We start from the raw sequence: 15445 nt of genomic DNA, 5'->3' as shown, positions 1-15445 counted from the left end.
GGGCGCGTGAACCGGTTCGCTTGTACCATCGTCGGATGTTCGATCGATACCTCGACCTGTGGGGCCTCGTCCCCGACGGCGGCCCAATCCTGACCGCAAGCGGCGGCCTGCTGCCGGTCGTCTGGCACGCGCGGCCCGCGATGCTGAAAGTCGCCACTTGCGACGAAGAGCGGCGCGGCAATGCGCTGATGACCTGGTGGGACGGGCAAGGCGCTGCGCAAGTGTGGCAGCACGACGGCGACGCGATCCTGCTCGAACGCGCACAACCGGCGCCGACGCTCGCCGCGTTGTCGGCTGCGGGCCACGACGACGACACGATGTGCATCGCGTGCGACGTCGTCACGCGGCTGCACGCGCATCGTGCGCCGCAGGTGCCGCCGGCCGTGCCGCTGCATGACTGGTTCTACGCGTTGCTGTCGAACGATGCCGACAATGATGCGCTGCGCCGTTCGGCGGCGGTCGCTCGTCAGTTGCTGGCGGGGCCATCCGTCGACGAAGTCGTGCTGCACGGCGACATTCACCACGACAACATCCTTCATTTCGGCGATCGCGGCTGGCGCGCGATTGATCCGAAAGGACTGCGCGGCGAGCGCACGTTCGATTACGCGAATCTGTTCTGTAACCCTGCGCATGACATCGCGGTCGATCCGGTATGTTTCGAGCGGCGTGTCGTGATCGTGGCCGATGCGGCGCGGCTCGAACGGCGACGGTTGTTGAAGTGGATACTCGCGTGGGCCGGGTTGTCGGCGGTGTGGTTGATGGAGGACGATCTGCCGGCCGATACGCGGCTGCAGGTTGCGATGCTCGCGGCGGGTGTGCTCGGGCTGTAGCAATGCGCATCGACCATGAAAACAGCCCATCGCGGATTTCTGCGGGCAAGGAGAGATGGCCGACGGCCGCCGAGGCGACACTCAATGACGCCCTCCGCGCAGAGCCCAACGACGGGGTGCGAGAGTACATCACTCAGGTGCTTTCTCGTTAAACTCCGACGTCTCTTTACCGGCCATAAGCGGGTTAGGAGCACTTCTCGGCAATTTCGGTTTGTGAGACAAATCGCATGGGCGAGCCGAGCCGATGAATGTAGCCGTATTTCCACAATGGCTTGAGTACGCTCGCCGCGTGCGTCGGGATGAACGATGCGGCGGACACGCCAATGCCGACACCAGATTGTCGCCTAGGCCATAACTGGATCTTTGCCCGTCGCTAGGCGCAAGCACACCATTCGCGGAATCGCTCAAATATCCGGAATCCAACGTAATCGAGTGTCCGCTTGTATCGCCAGCGATAGTAGCAGTCCCAATAACTGATCATGCGATCGTGCGTTCGGCTCAAGAACGCCGGGTTGTCCCGGAAGAACGCTCCGTAAACGCTCTGGTCCATGAACGGCAAGTTCGCTTCGATCGTGGCGAGGATTTCAATGACATACTCACCGGAGAGGTGCACGACGAACGGCGCAATCCAAGGTTCGGATGACGTGACCAGCCGCTCGATATGGCGCTGACGTACATGTCCGTCGAGGTGTCTCGTCAACACACACGCATAGATCGCCGCCTGAACCTCGTTCAGTCGAGCAAATAGCGTGTCGTCGCAATCGTGGTGGATTCGATATGGGATATTGAGTGATTCACCTCGAACAATGACTGACGATCCGGGATGACTCGCTGCGCTGGGCCGAATCAAATCCGTGACGACGGTCACGTCGGAGCGAAGCTCTGCAGGAAAGGCCGTCCCTAACCGGCCGGTTTGAGCAATGTTGGCCGCAGCTTGAGTATTTTTCACACAATGTCGCCGTCCGCCCCAAAAGATAATTGTGTCATACGTTGCTCAACGATCGATGGGGCAGGTGAATGTCCGCATTGGGTATCCGCCACTGTCGCTTCAGAGGCGCCAGCCGTCGATTTCGTGCGCAAGCGCACCGATAGACGCAAGCGTCGACCCTGGCCTCGCTCGAAACAGCAGCCGCCCGATCGTGGAGTAGTATTCCCCGATATCGAGGCGATTGCCCGCCCTCTACGGCGCACAGCCGACCCGTTTACGTGTAGTGACGCCGACCGTGACGACGGCATTGATGGAAACGCATCATGTCAACCGAGTGGAAGCACCGCGTCCGACTGTTTATCCAGCGCTTCTGGCAGCCGACCAGCGCGTGCATGACCTGCATGCCCGGGAGCTGGGGAAACGTCATGAGCGTTGCCCACTGGACCATCGCCTTTCATACGGGTCTGCTGACCGGGCTCCTGGCGATACTTCTGACTTTCACGCCTGTCTCGAAACTCTACGCGCATCGATACGGCAATGCGCTGATCGTTGGCGTGCTGACGACGTTGGGCGATGCCTACTCGCACACGAGTCATTACCGCATCCCCTACGTCGAGCACATCGTGACGGGTGCGATTTCGGGTCTCTTGGCGCTTGCGGCCTCATATCTCTTCGAAGACCGCGCGCGACGCCTTCGGGCGGTGTGGGCTCGGGTTGTCGGACAGCCTATCCGCTGACTGTCTGAACCTACGCTGAACCCGAAAAAAACCCGCCGGCAAACACCGACGGGCTTTCATATCCGACCTGCGCCGCGCTTCAGCGCGCCGGGTTCAGCGTCAGATTCATGTGACGGTTCACATCCTTGTACAGCAGATAACGGAACCGCCCAGGCCCGCCCGAATAGCATGCCTGCGGGCAGAACGCGCGCAGCCACATGAAGTCGCCGGCTTCCACCTCGACCCAGTCCTGGTTCAGTCGATAAACGGCCTTGCCTTCCAGCACGTACAGGCCGTGCTCCATCACGTGCGTTTCGGCGAACGGAATCACGCCGCCCGGCTCGAACGTCACGATGTTCACGTGCATGTCGTGACGCATGTCGCTCATGTCGACGAAGCGCGTCGTCACCCATGCGCCGTTGGTGCCAGGCATCGGGATCGGCTCGACGTCCTGCTCGTTCGTCACGAACGCGTCCGGCAGCGGAATGCCGTCGACCGCTTGATAGTGCTTGCGGATCCAGTGGAAACGCACCGCGGCATCGCTGACGTTGTGCAGCGTCCAGTCCGCGCCCGGCGGAATGAATGCGTAACCACCCGGTTTCAGCGTGTGCTGCTTGCCCTGCAGCGTCAGCTCCGCTTCGCCTTCGACGACGAACAGCACGGCTTCGGCGTGCTTGTCCTGCTCGGGCTTGTCGCTGCCGCCGCCCGGATTCACTTCGACGATGTACTGCGAGAAGGTTTCCGCGAAACCCGACAGCGGGCGCGCGATCACCCACAGGCGCGTGTGGGTCCAGAACGGCAGCCAGCTCGTGACGATGTCGCGCATCACCCCCTTCGGGATCACCGCATACGCCTCGGTGAACATCGCGCGATCGGTCAGCAGATCCGTCTGCGGCGGGTGGCCGCCATGCGGCGCGTAATACGTTGTCTTAGACATAGTGCATCCAGGCAATGGGTTGGTCCGGCCCCGGGCGCAAACGGCATCGGGCGGTTCGCCTGCGCGTGAAACGCGCAGACGACGGCGGGACGTCGTTGCCGGGGTGGCTTGAAAGCGCATGCGCCTTCGGTCGGTCGGCCAGGCTTCGCATCGGGTCCGTCCGTCGAGCGGACGCGGCGGCCCGGATGGTCGGGCCGGCGGTCAGGCCGCGGCCCTCGCGATCAGGCAGCGAGGCGCGGATGGCGGCACGGTTCGACTCGGTACGCGAGCATCGCCGACGATAGCGAAGTCGATCTCGATCGACCAATTAAATGTTGCGATGACATGCATTCGATTTCCCACTACCCAGCAGCGCCCGCGATGTGCGGTGGGGAAGCGTTGCCGGGCGCGCCGGCTATCGGGGAAATCCTGACGGTTGCGAACGCTCGCGCGATGGGTCCGTCCACGACAACGCAGCGGGCAAAGCGCCGGTCTCGATGCATCCCATTACGCGGATCGAAGGCAGTCGATACGTGCGCGGCAGTTGATCGCTACGGCATGGTCACGGGATGCGGTCACGTCAGAACGAGCCGACGTGTCGAAGGAAAAGTGGACGGCATTCGGCCGACCCTGCCCGCGCACGTTCGGACGCGGCAACGGGTGCCGTCGAGAAACGGAGAAAACAGCGGAAGGAGGATTGCCGGCCCGTCGATCGGGCACATGGCAGCGGCTGATGAAGCCGGAGGAGAATCGCCGGTCCGGCCGGCGAAGCGGCCCGGCAGAGTGCCGGGCTGAGGCTCGCGTCGGGATGCCGACGCCGTCGGCGCGCCGGTGCGCGGGTCGCGCACCGGGCTGCGCCAGCGGCGATCAGTCCCAGTCGCGGTGGTGGCGATGCTTGCGGCGATGGTAGCCGCGGTCGCCGTGATCGCGATCGTACGAGCTGCGCGACATGTTGCCGCCGAGTGCCGCGCCGGCGCCGCCGCCGACGGCCGCGCCCAGCAGGCCGCCCGTGCGGCCGCCCATCGCGTTGCCTGCCGCGGTACCCGCGCCGCCGCCGAGGGCGCCGCCGATGATCGCGCCGGTGCGCTCGCGACGGTTCGACGTCACCGCGCCGCCGGCGCCGCCGCCGATCGCGCCACCGATGACGGAGCCCGTGCTGCCGCCGACCGCGCCGCCGACCGCTGCGCCGGCAACCCCGCCGAGCGCGCCGCCGAGCGCGTTGTTCAAGTCACCGGCCATTGCCGGCAGTGCAGTCGCGCCGGTCAACGCGGCGACGACGAGAGCGGGGGCGATTTTCTTCCACATTCCCGTATTCTTCCTTGTTCGCAATTCTGGTTATCGAGGTCCGCTCGGTACGACGATCTGAATCGATCGACGTCGGGCCAGGCATTGTGCCGAACCGCGGACCAATTCATTTCAACGAGCTTGCGGCGAAGAATAGCACCGGTCCCGCATTCCTGCCGTGGACATTGTGGTAACAAGTTGTTTACGAATAACAGACGATAAGCGGGCCCGCCGAATCCGCCTGAAACCCTTGCCGGTATTGGCTTCGGCACGGTTCCGGCCCCGCATCGCGACAGGCCGGCGATGCATGCGGCCGCACATTCGAGACACACGTGGCAACACATCCGTACATGCCGCGCGCGGGCCGCCGAACGACGATCAGGGGGAAGACGACGAGGGTCAGTACACGCCGGGCAGCAACCGCCACGTCCGCGCGCAGTACGCGTCGTACTCGGCGCCGAATTGCGAGCGCAGCAATGCCTCCTCCGAGCGAATTCGCGCGACGAGCGGCACGAGCGTCAGCACGACCAGCAGCACGCCGACGCCCGAGCGGAATGCCAGCGCCCAGCCGAACGAATTGACGACCAGGCCCAGATAGCTGGGATTGCGGATGCGGCTGTAGATGCCGCCGGTCACGAGCGTATGGCCTGGCTGGATCGCGACGAGCCCGCTGAAGCGCTTGCCGAGCACGAACACGGGCCACATCCGCAGCACGCCGCCCACGAGGTACAGCGCGACGCCGATCCAGCGCACCGTGTCGCCGCCGAAGGTCCAGACGTCGAGCCGGTCGGTCAGCGCGGGCAGGTACGCGAGCAGGAAGCCGCTCACCGCGAACGCCGCGAGCACCCAGCGGTTGTCGCGACGCTCGCGCTCGCCGCTACTCAGGTTGCCTTCGGTGAACAGCGCGGCGACGGCCATCGCGAGCGTCGCGAGCGCGACGACGGTCAGCTGGGGATGCGAGAAGAATGCAGCGAACCCGCCGATGCCGAGCACGGCGAGCCCGAGATAGACGAGCGTGGACAGGCTCGACAGAACGATGACCTTGCGGGTGGCTGTCATGACGGCCTCGCGGGGATACGCATTCCTGTGAAGTATAGGAACCGCGCAGCCCGCGCGCCGTGCAGCACCGTGATGCGGCGCGCGAACGCGCGGGCATCGTCCGGCCAACGGCAGCCGACCGGGCCGGTATGGCCGCGGCCGGCGTGCTGCGACGGATCAGCGGATGTGGAAGTGGCCGCCGATGCCGACGGTGACGGGCGGCGCGTAATACGCGGGGGCATAGCCGTAGTAGGCCGGCGCGGGCGCGTAGCCGTACGGCGGCGCGACATAGCAGCCGGACAGGCCGCCGATCAGGGCAAGCGTGATGAGAAGTCTGGACATGGCTCGGTTCCCGGCGCGAAAGACGAACGGCATCTCGCGAAGACCGCGCCGCCGCGTGTCGCCGCACCACGCGACGGCCGGCACGAAGAGGCGATCCGCCCCTCCTGTCGCTCGATGAAACAATGCGCGGAGTCTAGCGCCGGGCCCGGCCGGCCGAGTTTCCCGGGCGGTTACACGTGTTACCTGGTGTGACCGCTGAAACGGGCTCTGGCGGCGCAGCGGCCGGCCGGTGGAAGGCCGCTGCACCGGGTGCGGACGGGTTGTTACACGAAGCGGGCGCGAATGCGCTGCGCGAGCGCTTCGAGCGTCGCGGCGTCGGCGATGTCGCGCGCGTGCATTCGCAGCTCCGCGCCTTCCCAGCGCGGAATCACGTGGAAATGCACGTGCGGGACCGTCTGGCCGGCGGCCGCGCCGTTGAACTGGCCGATGAACACGCCATCCGGCTCGAGCGCCGCGCGCACCGCCGCCGCGACGCGCTGCGTCATGCGGATGCCGGCCGCGGCCGCATCGCCGGACAGCTCGAAGATCTGCGCGGCCGGCTCCTTCGGGATCACGAGCACGTGACCGTCGGCCTGCGGCATCAGATCCATGATCGCGAGCGTCGCGTCGTCTTCGGCGACCTTTACGCACGGCAGTTCGCCGCGCAGGATTTTGGCGAACGGGTTGTTGTTGTCGTAGGACATGGCGTTTTCCGATCTCGATTGGACAGGGGGACTGGGACAGCAATGCCGGACGATTATCGGCCGACGGCCGGCCCGATATCAACTCGCGCGACGCGTGCCGAATCGTCGAGCGGGCGGCAACGCGCCTGTATGCGGCCGTCGTCACGCGTCACGCAGCCGCGATTGCAACGCATCGCCCGAACCTGCGACACTGCCGCATCGTTGCCGGCCGGCACGCCACCGAGGACGCTCGCGCATGACGATCCCCCTCAAGAAGCTGATTCTGCGCGGTGTCGCGCTCGCGCTCGTCGCCGCGATCGGCTACACCGGCTACATGCTGTCCCGGCTCGCGCCGATCGCGACCGGCTATGCGGCCAAGGCGCTGTGCTCGGGCGTGTTCGTGTCGGGCCGCCCGGCCGCGTCCGTGATCGACGTCGACATCATGGCCGGCGTCCATCCGCTGCTGAAACTGGTACGCCCGTCGCTCGATCCCGACCATCATCGCGCGGTAGCGACCTTCGCCGGCTTCGCCGAACGCGAAGCCGACTTCCGGCCCGGGCTCGGCTGCACGCTCGCACTCGGGGCCCCGACCGGTGCGGCGGCGGCCACCTTGCCGGCCGCGTTGCCGGCCCTCCCCGATCCGCCGGTCGCACCGCCCGACCCACCCGCACCGGCCACGCCGCCCGCCGGCATCGACGCACGCAAGCTGCAGACCGCGCTCGACCGCGCGTTCGACGAACCCGATCCGGCGCGACCGCGGCGCACGCGCGCGGTCGTGGTGATGTGGCGCGGCCAGGTGATCGCCGAACGCTATGCGCCCGGCTTCACGGCCGACACGCCGCTGCCCGGCTGGTCGATGACGAAAACCGTGACGGCCGCGCTGGTCGGCACGCTGGTCGCACGGCACAAGCTGTCGCCGGACGCGTCGGCGCTGCTGCCCGAATGGCGCGGCAGCGGCGATCCGCGCGCGGCCATCACGCTCGACGCGCTGCTGCGGATGACGAGCGGCCTGCAATTCAACGAGGACTACGACGACCCGCTGTCCGACGTCGCGGTGATGCTGTTCACGCAGCCCGATACCGCGCGGTTCGCGTCGGCGAAGCCGCTTGTCGCGACGCCCGGCGCACAGTGGTCGTACTCGAGCGGCACGAGCGCGATCGTCGCGCGCGTGATGCGCGAAGCGCTGGGCGGCAGCGACGCCGACTACCTCGCGTTTCCGCGCAGCGCGCTGTTCGCGCCGCTCGGGATGCGCAGCGCGGTGTTCGAGCCCGATGCGTCCGGCACGCTCGTCAGCGCGTCGTACATGTATGCGAACGCACGCGACTGGGCGCGCTTCGGGCAGCTTCTGCTGCAGGACGGCGTGTGGAACGGGCAGCGGCTGCTGCCGGCAGGCTGGGTGCGCTACCTGACGCGCGCGACGCCGCAGTCGACGCGGCAGGAATTCGGCGCGCAGCTGTGGGTGAAGGTGCCGGAGCCGTTCAACGATCGCGATCCGAATGCCCGCGCGATGCCGGCCGATGCGTTTCATGCGGTCGGCCATGAAGGCCAGTTCGTGAGCGTGGTGCCGAGCCGCGAGCTGGTGGTCGTGCGGCTCGGGCTGTCGCGGCCGGAAGCCGCGTGGAATCACGAGGCGTTTCTCGCGCGCGTGCTCGACGCGATGCCGGCGCCCGGTGCGTGACGACGGGCGCTTGCCCGCTGGACGCGATGCGGCGGCGGCAGTAGCGCCGCCGCTTCAAGCGCTACCTTACGGATTCGCGCTGCCCGCGTACTGCTTGAACCCTTCGCGTGTCGCGAGGCGTTCGATGTAGCGCGACACCGCCGGCAGGTCCGGATGCTCGAACGGCGTGCCGAACCAGCGGTTCACCGACAAACCGATCGGGATATCCGCCAGCGTGAACGTGTTGCCGGCCACGTACGCGCCGGTCTTTTCGAGTTGCGCATTCAGCACGCGCATGTGCGTCGTCCAGCCCGCGATCGACCGCGCGATGCCGTCCGGATCCTGGTGGTCGGGCGACTTGCGCACGAGGCCGAGGAATGCGCCGACCCACGAGCGGTTCAGGTCCGAGCCCTGCCAGTCGATCCACTGGTCGACGCGCGCACGCGCCTGCGGCTCGGCCGGATACAGCGCATCGCCGCCGTAGCGGTTCGCGAGGTAGCGGATGATCGTGTTCGATTCCCACAGCACGAAATCGTCATCCTTGATGACGGGCACGAGCGCGTTCGGATTCAGCGCGAGGTAGGCCGGATCGTGGGTCGTGCGGAAGCCCGCGCCCCAGTCTTCCTGTTCGAACGGCAGGTTCAGTTCGGTGCACAACCACAGCACCTTGCGAACGTTGATGGACGGAATCTTGCCGAGGACGTGCAGCATGCAGTCTCCTTGTGAGGTCGGGTGCGGAGCGTTCGGCGCGCACGGCACACGCCGAACGCGTTCACGCCGAATTTATACACGACCTCGCGGGAAACGGCAGACCGCGGGCGCGAAATCGGTGTGCGGCCGATTCGTCAGGTCGCGCAGCGCGTGCTCGGCCGTCGGGAAGCGGAACATGAATCCGTCCTGATGCAGTCGTGCCGGCACCACGCGCTGCCCGTCCAGCAGCAGCTCGGCCATCTCGCCCATCGCGGCGCGCAGCGGCGCGGCCGGCACGTGCAGAAACGCCGGGCGGCGCAGCACCTTCGTCACGACCTGCACGAACGCGCGCTGGGTCAGCGGCACCGGTGCGACCGCGTTGTAGACGCCATGCATGCCCGCATTGGACATCGCCCGCGCGACGATCCGCAGCACGTCGTCGCGGTGAATCCAGCTCATCACCTGCGCGCCGTCGCCGAATCGTCCACCCAGCCCGACGTAATGCGGCAGCAACATCGGGCGTAACGCGCCGCCCGGGCCGAACACGATGCCCAGCCGCAGCACCACCGCGCGCACGCCGTGGCGCTCGAGCGGTTGTACGGACTGCTCCCACTGCCGGCACAGCTCGGACATGAAGCCGGTGCCGGTACTGCTGCTCTCGTCGAGCCGTTCGTCGCCCGGCCGCACGCCGTAGTAGCCGATCGCCGACGCCTGGATCCACGTGCGCGGCTTGACCTCGGCGGTCTCGACCCAGCGCATCAGCGCCTGCGTGACGCCGACGCGGCTGGCGAGCAGCAGCGCCTGCCGGCGCTTGCTCCAGCGTGCGCCCAGCACCGGCGCGCCGGCGAGATTGACGACCGTGTCGAAGCGCTCGTGCGGCTGCAGCTGCTCGACCGACGTCACGCTGCGCACGCGGCCTTGAAACAGGTAAGCCGCGCGCAACGGATCGCGCGCCAGCAACGTGACCGTATGCCCGGCATCGAGCAACTGGTTCACGAGCGTTTCGCCGATGAAGCCGGTCCCGCCGGTAACGAGTACATTGCCCGGCCGCTGCCCGGCGAACGGGTTGGCGGCCGGCGCGCGTGGCGCGATGCGGTATGCGGCGATCCCGTCGCGCACGCCCGACACCGTCACGCCGACGGCAAACAGGCTGAGCAGCCAGCCGCGCCAGCCGACGTCGATCGCGTGCAGCGCGGTCGGCTCGTGCGCCCACACGGCGAGTTGCATCGCGATCATCCCGAACAACGCACCGCCGTTGACGGCCAGCAGCGTATGCAGCACGCGCTCGGTCGCCGGCAGCTTGCGGCTCTGGTCCTCGACGACGAAATCCCACAACGTCAGCACCACTTCGACGAGCACGACCGTCGCGAGCGCCGCGACCCACGCGCCGTGAAACGCGACGTTCGCAATCGACGCGAACACGAGGCCGTACAGCACGGACCGCACCGCGTGAATCGCCAGCTCGAGCCGCGCGCGCGGGCTGTGCGGCAGGTCCTGCGTGAGTTCGTGGTGATAAAGCGTGTCGAATGCGCCCATCGCGCCCTGCACGATCAGCAGGTTGAGCGCCCAGTCGAAAGCAGGCAACGTATTCATGCGGCATCCCTCCTCCAAAGCCAGACGAGCGGCGGCGCCATCGCGACGAGTGCGGCAACGTCGATCGCCACGTGCCCCCACGCCTGCGCCTGCCACGACAACAGCATGTCCTGCGGCGCCCAGATCGACAGGCCGGCCAGCAGCCAGCCCCACACTTCCCGTTTCCGCAGCCGGTTGCCGAGATGGACGAGCGCGAGCATCCAGACCGACGCGCACTGCACCGTCGCGCCGAGCAGCGACATCCACCAGACCTGCTGGGCGCGCGCGGCTTCGGGCGCGGCTCCCGTCCAGAAATGCCACTCGATGTCGCGGTGATAGGCGTCGAGCCACGGCGCGCCGGCAATCCACGGGATCACCACGCCGACGAGCAGGTGCGCGATTGCGGCTGCGTACATCCAGCGCACGACGATGCGGCGTGGGGTGTCGCGCGGCGCGCGATTCACCGCCACGCTTTCGGCGTTCCTGCCGATGCCGCACACGTCGCCTTCACAGCAGGCTTCTGCGCGATACCCGAGCCAGCGCGATACCGCGTACCGGTTGCGTGCGAGGCGGCGATACAGCGGCGCGAACACGGCACGCATCGTCGGCACGCGAAGCAGCCAGGCGAACCAGCGACGCCCAACCAGCGCATGGGCGACCGCGATGCCGTCGACGCCGGTCAGCATGCGTCCGTCGGGCAGGCGCGCATGCAGTTCGCGATTCAGCGCGGGCAGGTCGACGCCCAGTGGCGCCGGATCGAAACCCGGCGTGGCGATATCGACGAACGCCAGCCGGTGTCGCGCGTCCCGCGCGCCGAGACGCCGGATTTCCGCGACGCATAACGGACATCGCCCGTCGAAGTACAGCACCAATTCATTGGCATTCATGCTTCGCACTCCTTCTTGTTATTGCAAGCATCATGAATCGATCGATTGACTGCTGTCCCGCGTACGCCGCCGCTCCCGCGCGACGGCGACAGGCTTACATCGGCTTGACCACCATCAGGAAGTACACGGTCAGCATCGCGAAGAACGCCGGATAACCGAGCAGTTCCCAGCGCTTCGCATAGCGCCAGTAGCGCTCGGGCAACGCGGCATCGCCGTTCGCGTGCGCGAGCTTCGCCATCGATGCAAGTTCGAGCTGCAGCCACACGACCGGCAGCCAGCACGCACCGGCGACCGCATACAGCACGATCGACGCGAGCAGCCACGGCGTATGCCACGGCCAGCCGGCCGTATGCGCGAGCCACAGCCCGGACGCCGGCTGGAAGATCACGGCCGGCGTCGTGAACCACCAGTCCGCGCGCACCACGAGCCGCGACACGGCCGCGATCGCGGGCACCGACCGCGTGCGGTTCGCGAAGAACAGGTAGAACGCGGTGCCGAACCCCGTGCCGACCAGCAGCACCGAAGACAGGATGTGAAGCGCCTTGATGACGAGATAGGTATTCATGCGTGTTCTTCTTCTGAATAGAGGATCAACAGGATGGCGAGGATCGGCACGTTCTTCAGCACGGGGCCGAACGGTTCGGCCAGCAGGCCGGGCATCGTGACTGCGATGACCGCCGAGTACGCGACGATCAGCGCCGCCTGCGCAGCCCACAGGCGCCGCGACGGCGCGACGACGGTCGCGATGCCGAACGCGAAATCCAGCACGCTGGCCGCGTAAAGCGCGATCAGCGCGGGCAGGCCCGTCAGGTGCGCAGCCGCAAGCAGCGCGAGGCTCGCGCGCAGCGGATGGATGAATGCGCTGGCGATCGCCGTCCAGATCCATACGATCGCGAGTGCGCCCAGCAGCAACGGGCGCCGCCACATCGCGAGCGCGTCGCGGCGCAATGCGCCGGCTTCCGCGCCGATGAAGCTGCCGAGGCCGCGCGGCGGCCGGCCCAGCATGGCGGTGGCGGCCGCCGGGTCGCCGGTGTTCCCGCCGCGCAGCATCGTCCACGTGTCGCGCGTCAGCATCGCCCCCGGCAGCGTGCCGAGCAGTGCGGCCGCCGCGCCGACCAACGGGCCCGGCAGCGTCACGCGGGCCGCCGGCGGAAATCCGAGCGCGGCGCGGTAGCCGGCCAGCATCTCGCGGTATTCGACTTCGTCGCTGCCGACCACGTCGATCACCCGGCTGTCGGCCGCCCGCGAATCGCCCGGCTGTACGACGAGTCGCGCCACGACTTCGGCGAGATCGTCGACATGCACCGGGCGCAGCCGTTGATGGCCGCCCGCCGGCAACATGTGCACGGGCAGGCTCGCGAGCATCCGGAAAAACCGCGCGGACGCGCCGGCCGCCCCGTAGACGAGCGCGGGGCGCACGATGCGGAAGTCGATCGGCAGCGTCTGCAGGAAGCGGTCGGCCGCCTGCTTGCTCGCGAAGTACCGCGTGTCGCCGCGTTCGACCCCGAGCGCCGAGATCTGGATCACGCGCCGCACGCCGGCCAGGCAGCACGCGGTAAAAAGCGCGCACGGCGCGGCGCGATGCACGGCATCGAGCGTCGCGCCGCGTCGATCGGCCAGCATGCCGACCGCGTTGATCACCACGTCGACGCCCTTCAGCCGCGCGAGCCACGCTTGCGGATCGACGTCCTGCGCGAAGTCGATCGCGACGTCGTGCGGGCCGGCCGCGCGGCGCACGCCGCGCAACACGCGATGCCCGCCGGCTTCGAGCCGCGCGCACAGCGCCCGCCCGATGAAGCCGTTCGCGCCGCAGACGAGCACGGTCATGCCGCGCGCGCCGGTGCGCTCGGGCGAACAGGTCGATGGCAAGACTGCGTTCATGCTCATCCTCTATTTACAGTTATTTCTGTACAGACAGAAATAAAAATCCCAAAAAAAGCGGGCTGCGTGCCCGCTCTGCCGTTACCGCTTACTTCGACGGCTTGCGCCTGACCGTCTGGCTGATCTTCGCGCCGATGCCGAGCGCCTTCATCAGCGTATCGGGCTTGAGCCGCAGCATTTCGTCGGACCAGGTCGTGAGCGTCTCGACGAACTGCAGCGTGTCGCGAATGCGCTGCTCGGTCTCGCGGCTCTCGTTCGCGATGTCCGGATTCGTCAGGCAATCGCGCAGCACCGTGAGCGTCGGCTCGATCTCGCGCTGCCGTCGCCCTTCGACGATCAGCTTGAACAACTCCCAGATGTCGGTCGACGTCTCGAAGTGGTCGCGGCGATCGCCCAGCACGTGCACGACCTTCGCGAGCCGCCACGCCTGCAGTTCCTTCAGGCTCGTGCTGACGTTGGAGCGTGCGACGTTGAGCGTCTCGGCGATCTCGTCGGCCGCAACCGGCCGTCCGGCCAGGTAGAGCAGCGCGTGAATCTGCGACACAGTACGGTTGACGCCCCACCGCGAGCCCATTTCGCCCCAGTGGAGAATGAATCGTTCGGCAATCGGTGTGAGTTCCATGGTGGGGAATTTAGTTTTTTCAGTTATTTCTGTCAAGAGAGAAATAACCGGGCGATCCGGCGCGTTCCGGCCGTGCCCGCCCGCGATCGGCCGCTTCCTTTACAATGCGCGGGATTTTTCCGATTTCAGGCCGTCCCCGCCTTTCTGACTAGAGGTTCTCCCATGATCATCAAACCGCGCGTGCGTGGCTTCATCTGCGTGACGACTCATCCGGTCGGCTGCGAAGCCAACGTCAAGGAACAGATCGATTACGTGACTTCGCACGGCCCGATCGCCAACGGCCCGAAAAAGGTGCTCGTGATCGGCGCGTCGACCGGCTACGGCCTCGCCGCCCGGATCTCGGCCGCATTCGGCTCGGGCGCGGACACGCTCGGCGTGTTCTTCGAGCGCGCCGGCAGCGAAACGAAGCCGGGCACGGCCGGCTGGTACAACAGCGCCGCGTTCGAGAAATTCGCCGCCGAAAAGGGGCTGTATGCGCGCAGCATCAACGGCGACGCATTCTCCGACAAGGTCAAGCAGGTCACGATCGACACCATCAAGCAGGATCTCGGCAAGGTCGACCTGGTCGTCTACAGCCTCGCCGCGCCGCGCCGCACGCACCCGAAGACGGGCGAAACCATCAGCTCGACGCTCAAGCCGGTCGGCAAGGCCGTCACGTTCCGCGGGCTCGACACCGACAAGGAAGTGATCCGCGAAGTGTCGCTCGAGCCGGCGACGCAGGAAGAGATCGACGGCACCGTCGCGGTGATGGGCGGCGAGGACTGGCAGATGTGGATCGACGCGCTGGCCGACGCCGGCGTGCTGGCCGACGGCGCGAAGACCACCGCGTTCACGTACCTCGGCGAGCAGATCACGCACGACATCTACTGGAACGGCTCGATCGGCGAGGCGAAGAAGGATCTCGACAAGAAGGTGCTGTCGATCCGCGACAAGCTGGCCGCGCACGGCGGCGATGCGCGCGTGTCGGTGCTGAAGGCCGTCGTCACGCAGGCCAGCTCGGCGATCCCGATGATGCCGCTGTACCTGTCGCTGCTGTTCAAGGTGATGAAGGAAACGGGCACGCACGAAGGCTGCATCGAGCAGGTGTACGGGCTCCTGAAGGACAGCCTGTACGGCGCGACGCCGCACGTCGACGCAGAAGGCCGCCTGCGCGCGGACTACAAGGAGCTCGATCCGCAGGTGCAGGCGAAGGTCGTCGCGATGTGGGACAAGGTGACGAACGAGAACCTGTACGAGATGACCGACTTCGCGGGCTACAAGACCGAGTTCCTGCGCCTGTTCGGCTTCGAGATCGCCGGCGTCGACTACGACGCGGACGTGAACCCGGACGTGAAGATCCCGGGCATCATCGACACGACGGTCTGACGGGTCGATCCGCCGCCGCGCGCACGGCGCGGGCGGCGGGTTCGCCTGCCGGCGG

At 67.1% G+C, this 15445-nt stretch carries 16 protein-coding genes; 4 read left to right on the top strand and 12 right to left on the bottom strand.

Annotated elements, in window-relative coordinates:
• Nucleotides 1-35: 35 nt before the first annotated feature.
• On the top strand, nt 36-830 hold the full coding sequence (locus tag HWX55_RS03330; protein ID WP_175973922.1) for an aminoglycoside phosphotransferase family protein: 795 nt from the start codon (nt 36-38) through the stop codon (nt 828-830).
• Nucleotides 831-1203: 373 nt separating this feature from the next.
• Here the strand turns inward: HWX55_RS03330 and HWX55_RS03325 are convergent, their stop codons facing one another.
• The gene (locus HWX55_RS03325) at nt 1204-1779 is read right to left on the bottom strand and encodes a hypothetical protein (RefSeq protein WP_244140477.1); all 576 of its coding nucleotides are present in this window, start codon (nt 1777-1779) and stop codon (nt 1204-1206) included.
• Between the two features lie 302 nt (nt 1780-2081).
• Between HWX55_RS03325 and HWX55_RS03320 the strand changes: the two genes are divergently transcribed.
• Nucleotides 2082-2495 carry a hypothetical protein gene (locus tag HWX55_RS03320; RefSeq protein ID WP_175973921.1) on the top strand — a complete coding sequence of 138 codons (414 nt, stop codon included), beginning with the start codon at nt 2082-2084 and terminating at the stop codon, nt 2493-2495.
• Between the two features lie 79 nt (nt 2496-2574).
• On the opposite strand, the gene HWX55_RS03315 is transcribed toward HWX55_RS03320, so the two are convergent.
• The 5 genes from HWX55_RS03315 to HWX55_RS03295 form a co-directional block, all read right to left on the bottom strand.
• A complete protein-coding gene (locus tag HWX55_RS03315) occupies nt 2575-3411 on the bottom strand; it encodes a bifunctional allantoicase/(S)-ureidoglycine aminohydrolase (protein ID WP_175973919.1) in 837 nt (278 codons plus the stop codon).
• Nucleotides 3412-4257: 846 nt separating this feature from the next.
• Complete coding sequence (locus HWX55_RS03310; protein ID WP_050012159.1) at nt 4258-4695, bottom strand: hypothetical protein; 438 nt, start codon at nt 4693-4695, stop codon at nt 4258-4260.
• A gap of 378 nt (nt 4696-5073) precedes the next feature.
• Nucleotides 5074-5733, bottom strand: a complete 660-nt coding sequence (locus tag HWX55_RS03305; RefSeq protein ID WP_175973917.1) for an isoprenylcysteine carboxylmethyltransferase family protein — start codon at nt 5731-5733, stop codon at nt 5074-5076.
• A gap of 156 nt (nt 5734-5889) precedes the next feature.
• Nucleotides 5890-6054 (bottom strand): hypothetical protein, encoded by a 165-nt coding sequence (locus tag HWX55_RS03300; protein WP_162838116.1) that lies wholly within the window; start codon nt 6052-6054, stop codon nt 5890-5892.
• A gap of 263 nt (nt 6055-6317) precedes the next feature.
• Nucleotides 6318-6737, bottom strand: a complete 420-nt coding sequence (locus HWX55_RS03295) for an HIT domain-containing protein (RefSeq protein ID WP_089492911.1) — start codon at nt 6735-6737, stop codon at nt 6318-6320.
• A gap of 235 nt (nt 6738-6972) precedes the next feature.
• Here HWX55_RS03295 and HWX55_RS03290 point away from each other — a divergent pair, with 235 nt between their 5' ends.
• Entirely contained in the window at nt 6973-8394 is a 1422-nt protein-coding gene (locus HWX55_RS03290) for a serine hydrolase (RefSeq protein ID WP_175973915.1), read from the top strand.
• A 66-nt stretch (nt 8395-8460) separates the two neighbouring features.
• On the opposite strand, the gene HWX55_RS03285 is transcribed toward HWX55_RS03290, so the two are convergent.
• From HWX55_RS03285 to HWX55_RS03260, 6 genes are all read right to left on the bottom strand, one after another.
• Nucleotides 8461-9084 (bottom strand): glutathione S-transferase, encoded by a 624-nt coding sequence (locus HWX55_RS03285; protein WP_175973913.1) that lies wholly within the window; start codon nt 9082-9084, stop codon nt 8461-8463.
• Nucleotides 9085-9156: 72 nt separating this feature from the next.
• Nucleotides 9157-10656 carry a TIGR01777 family oxidoreductase gene (locus HWX55_RS03280; RefSeq protein WP_175973912.1) on the bottom strand — a complete coding sequence of 500 codons (1500 nt, stop codon included), beginning with the start codon at nt 10654-10656 and terminating at the stop codon, nt 9157-9159.
• On the bottom strand, nt 10653-11522 hold the full coding sequence (locus HWX55_RS03275) for a DUF393 domain-containing protein (RefSeq protein ID WP_175973910.1): 870 nt from the start codon (nt 11520-11522) through the stop codon (nt 10653-10655). Before HWX55_RS03275 ends, HWX55_RS03280 begins: the two co-directional genes overlap by 4 nt.
• A 94-nt stretch (nt 11523-11616) precedes the next feature.
• Nucleotides 11617-12087, bottom strand: a complete 471-nt coding sequence (locus HWX55_RS03270; RefSeq protein WP_059238660.1) for a DUF2269 domain-containing protein — start codon at nt 12085-12087, stop codon at nt 11617-11619.
• Nucleotides 12084-13403, bottom strand: a complete 1320-nt coding sequence (locus tag HWX55_RS03265) for an SDR family oxidoreductase (RefSeq protein ID WP_175973909.1) — start codon at nt 13401-13403, stop codon at nt 12084-12086. Before HWX55_RS03265 ends, HWX55_RS03270 begins: the two co-directional genes overlap by 4 nt.
• 88 nt (nt 13404-13491) lie before the next feature.
• Nucleotides 13492-14025, bottom strand: a complete 534-nt coding sequence (locus HWX55_RS03260) for a MarR family transcriptional regulator (RefSeq protein ID WP_050012168.1) — start codon at nt 14023-14025, stop codon at nt 13492-13494.
• Nucleotides 14026-14187: 162 nt separating this feature from the next.
• Here HWX55_RS03260 and fabV point away from each other — a divergent pair, with 162 nt between their 5' ends.
• Entirely contained in the window at nt 14188-15390 is a 1203-nt protein-coding gene (fabV, locus tag HWX55_RS03255) for an enoyl-ACP reductase FabV (RefSeq protein ID WP_089437238.1), read from the top strand.
• The last annotated feature ends 55 nt before the right edge of the window (nt 15391-15445 follow it).

The sequence above is a fragment of the Burkholderia sp. BCC1047 genome (assembly GCF_902833155.1).
GTDB classification, from domain to species: domain Bacteria; phylum Pseudomonadota; class Gammaproteobacteria; order Burkholderiales; family Burkholderiaceae; genus Burkholderia; species Burkholderia sola.
This window is presented reverse-complemented; position numbering and strand designations above follow the sequence as displayed.

What these genes read in the sequence shown, in the direction of transcription:
- HWX55_RS03330 (WP_175973922.1), top strand. Translation starts at nt 36, where the DNA reads ATGTTCGATCGATACCTCGACCTGTGGGGCCTCGTCCCCGACGGCGGC.
- HWX55_RS03320 (WP_175973921.1), top strand. Translation starts at nt 2,082, where the DNA reads ATGTCAACCGAGTGGAAGCACCGCGTCCGACTGTTTATCCAGCGCTTC.
- HWX55_RS03315 (WP_175973919.1), bottom strand. Translation starts at nt 3,411, where the DNA reads ATGTCTAAGACAACGTATTACGCGCCGCATGGCGGCCACCCGCCGCAG.
- HWX55_RS03310 (WP_050012159.1), bottom strand. Translation starts at nt 4,695, where the DNA reads ATGTGGAAGAAAATCGCCCCCGCTCTCGTCGTCGCCGCGTTGACCGGC.
- HWX55_RS03305 (WP_175973917.1), bottom strand. Translation starts at nt 5,733, where the DNA reads ATGACAGCCACCCGCAAGGTCATCGTTCTGTCGAGCCTGTCCACGCTC.
- HWX55_RS03300 (WP_162838116.1), bottom strand. Translation starts at nt 6,054, where the DNA reads ATGTCCAGACTTCTCATCACGCTTGCCCTGATCGGCGGCCTGTCCGGC.
- HWX55_RS03295 (WP_089492911.1), bottom strand. Translation starts at nt 6,737, where the DNA reads ATGTCCTACGACAACAACAACCCGTTCGCCAAAATCCTGCGCGGCGAA.
- HWX55_RS03290 (WP_175973915.1), top strand. Translation starts at nt 6,973, where the DNA reads ATGACGATCCCCCTCAAGAAGCTGATTCTGCGCGGTGTCGCGCTCGCG.
- HWX55_RS03285 (WP_175973913.1), bottom strand. Translation starts at nt 9,084, where the DNA reads ATGCTGCACGTCCTCGGCAAGATTCCGTCCATCAACGTTCGCAAGGTG.
- HWX55_RS03280 (WP_175973912.1), bottom strand. Translation starts at nt 10,656, where the DNA reads ATGAATACGTTGCCTGCTTTCGACTGGGCGCTCAACCTGCTGATCGTG.
- HWX55_RS03275 (WP_175973910.1), bottom strand. Translation starts at nt 11,522, where the DNA reads ATGAATGCCAATGAATTGGTGCTGTACTTCGACGGGCGATGTCCGTTA.
- HWX55_RS03270 (WP_059238660.1), bottom strand. Translation starts at nt 12,087, where the DNA reads ATGAATACCTATCTCGTCATCAAGGCGCTTCACATCCTGTCTTCGGTG.
- HWX55_RS03265 (WP_175973909.1), bottom strand. Translation starts at nt 13,403, where the DNA reads ATGAACGCAGTCTTGCCATCGACCTGTTCGCCCGAGCGCACCGGCGCG.
- HWX55_RS03260 (WP_050012168.1), bottom strand. Translation starts at nt 14,025, where the DNA reads ATGGAACTCACACCGATTGCCGAACGATTCATTCTCCACTGGGGCGAA.
- fabV (WP_089437238.1), top strand. Translation starts at nt 14,188, where the DNA reads ATGATCATCAAACCGCGCGTGCGTGGCTTCATCTGCGTGACGACTCAT.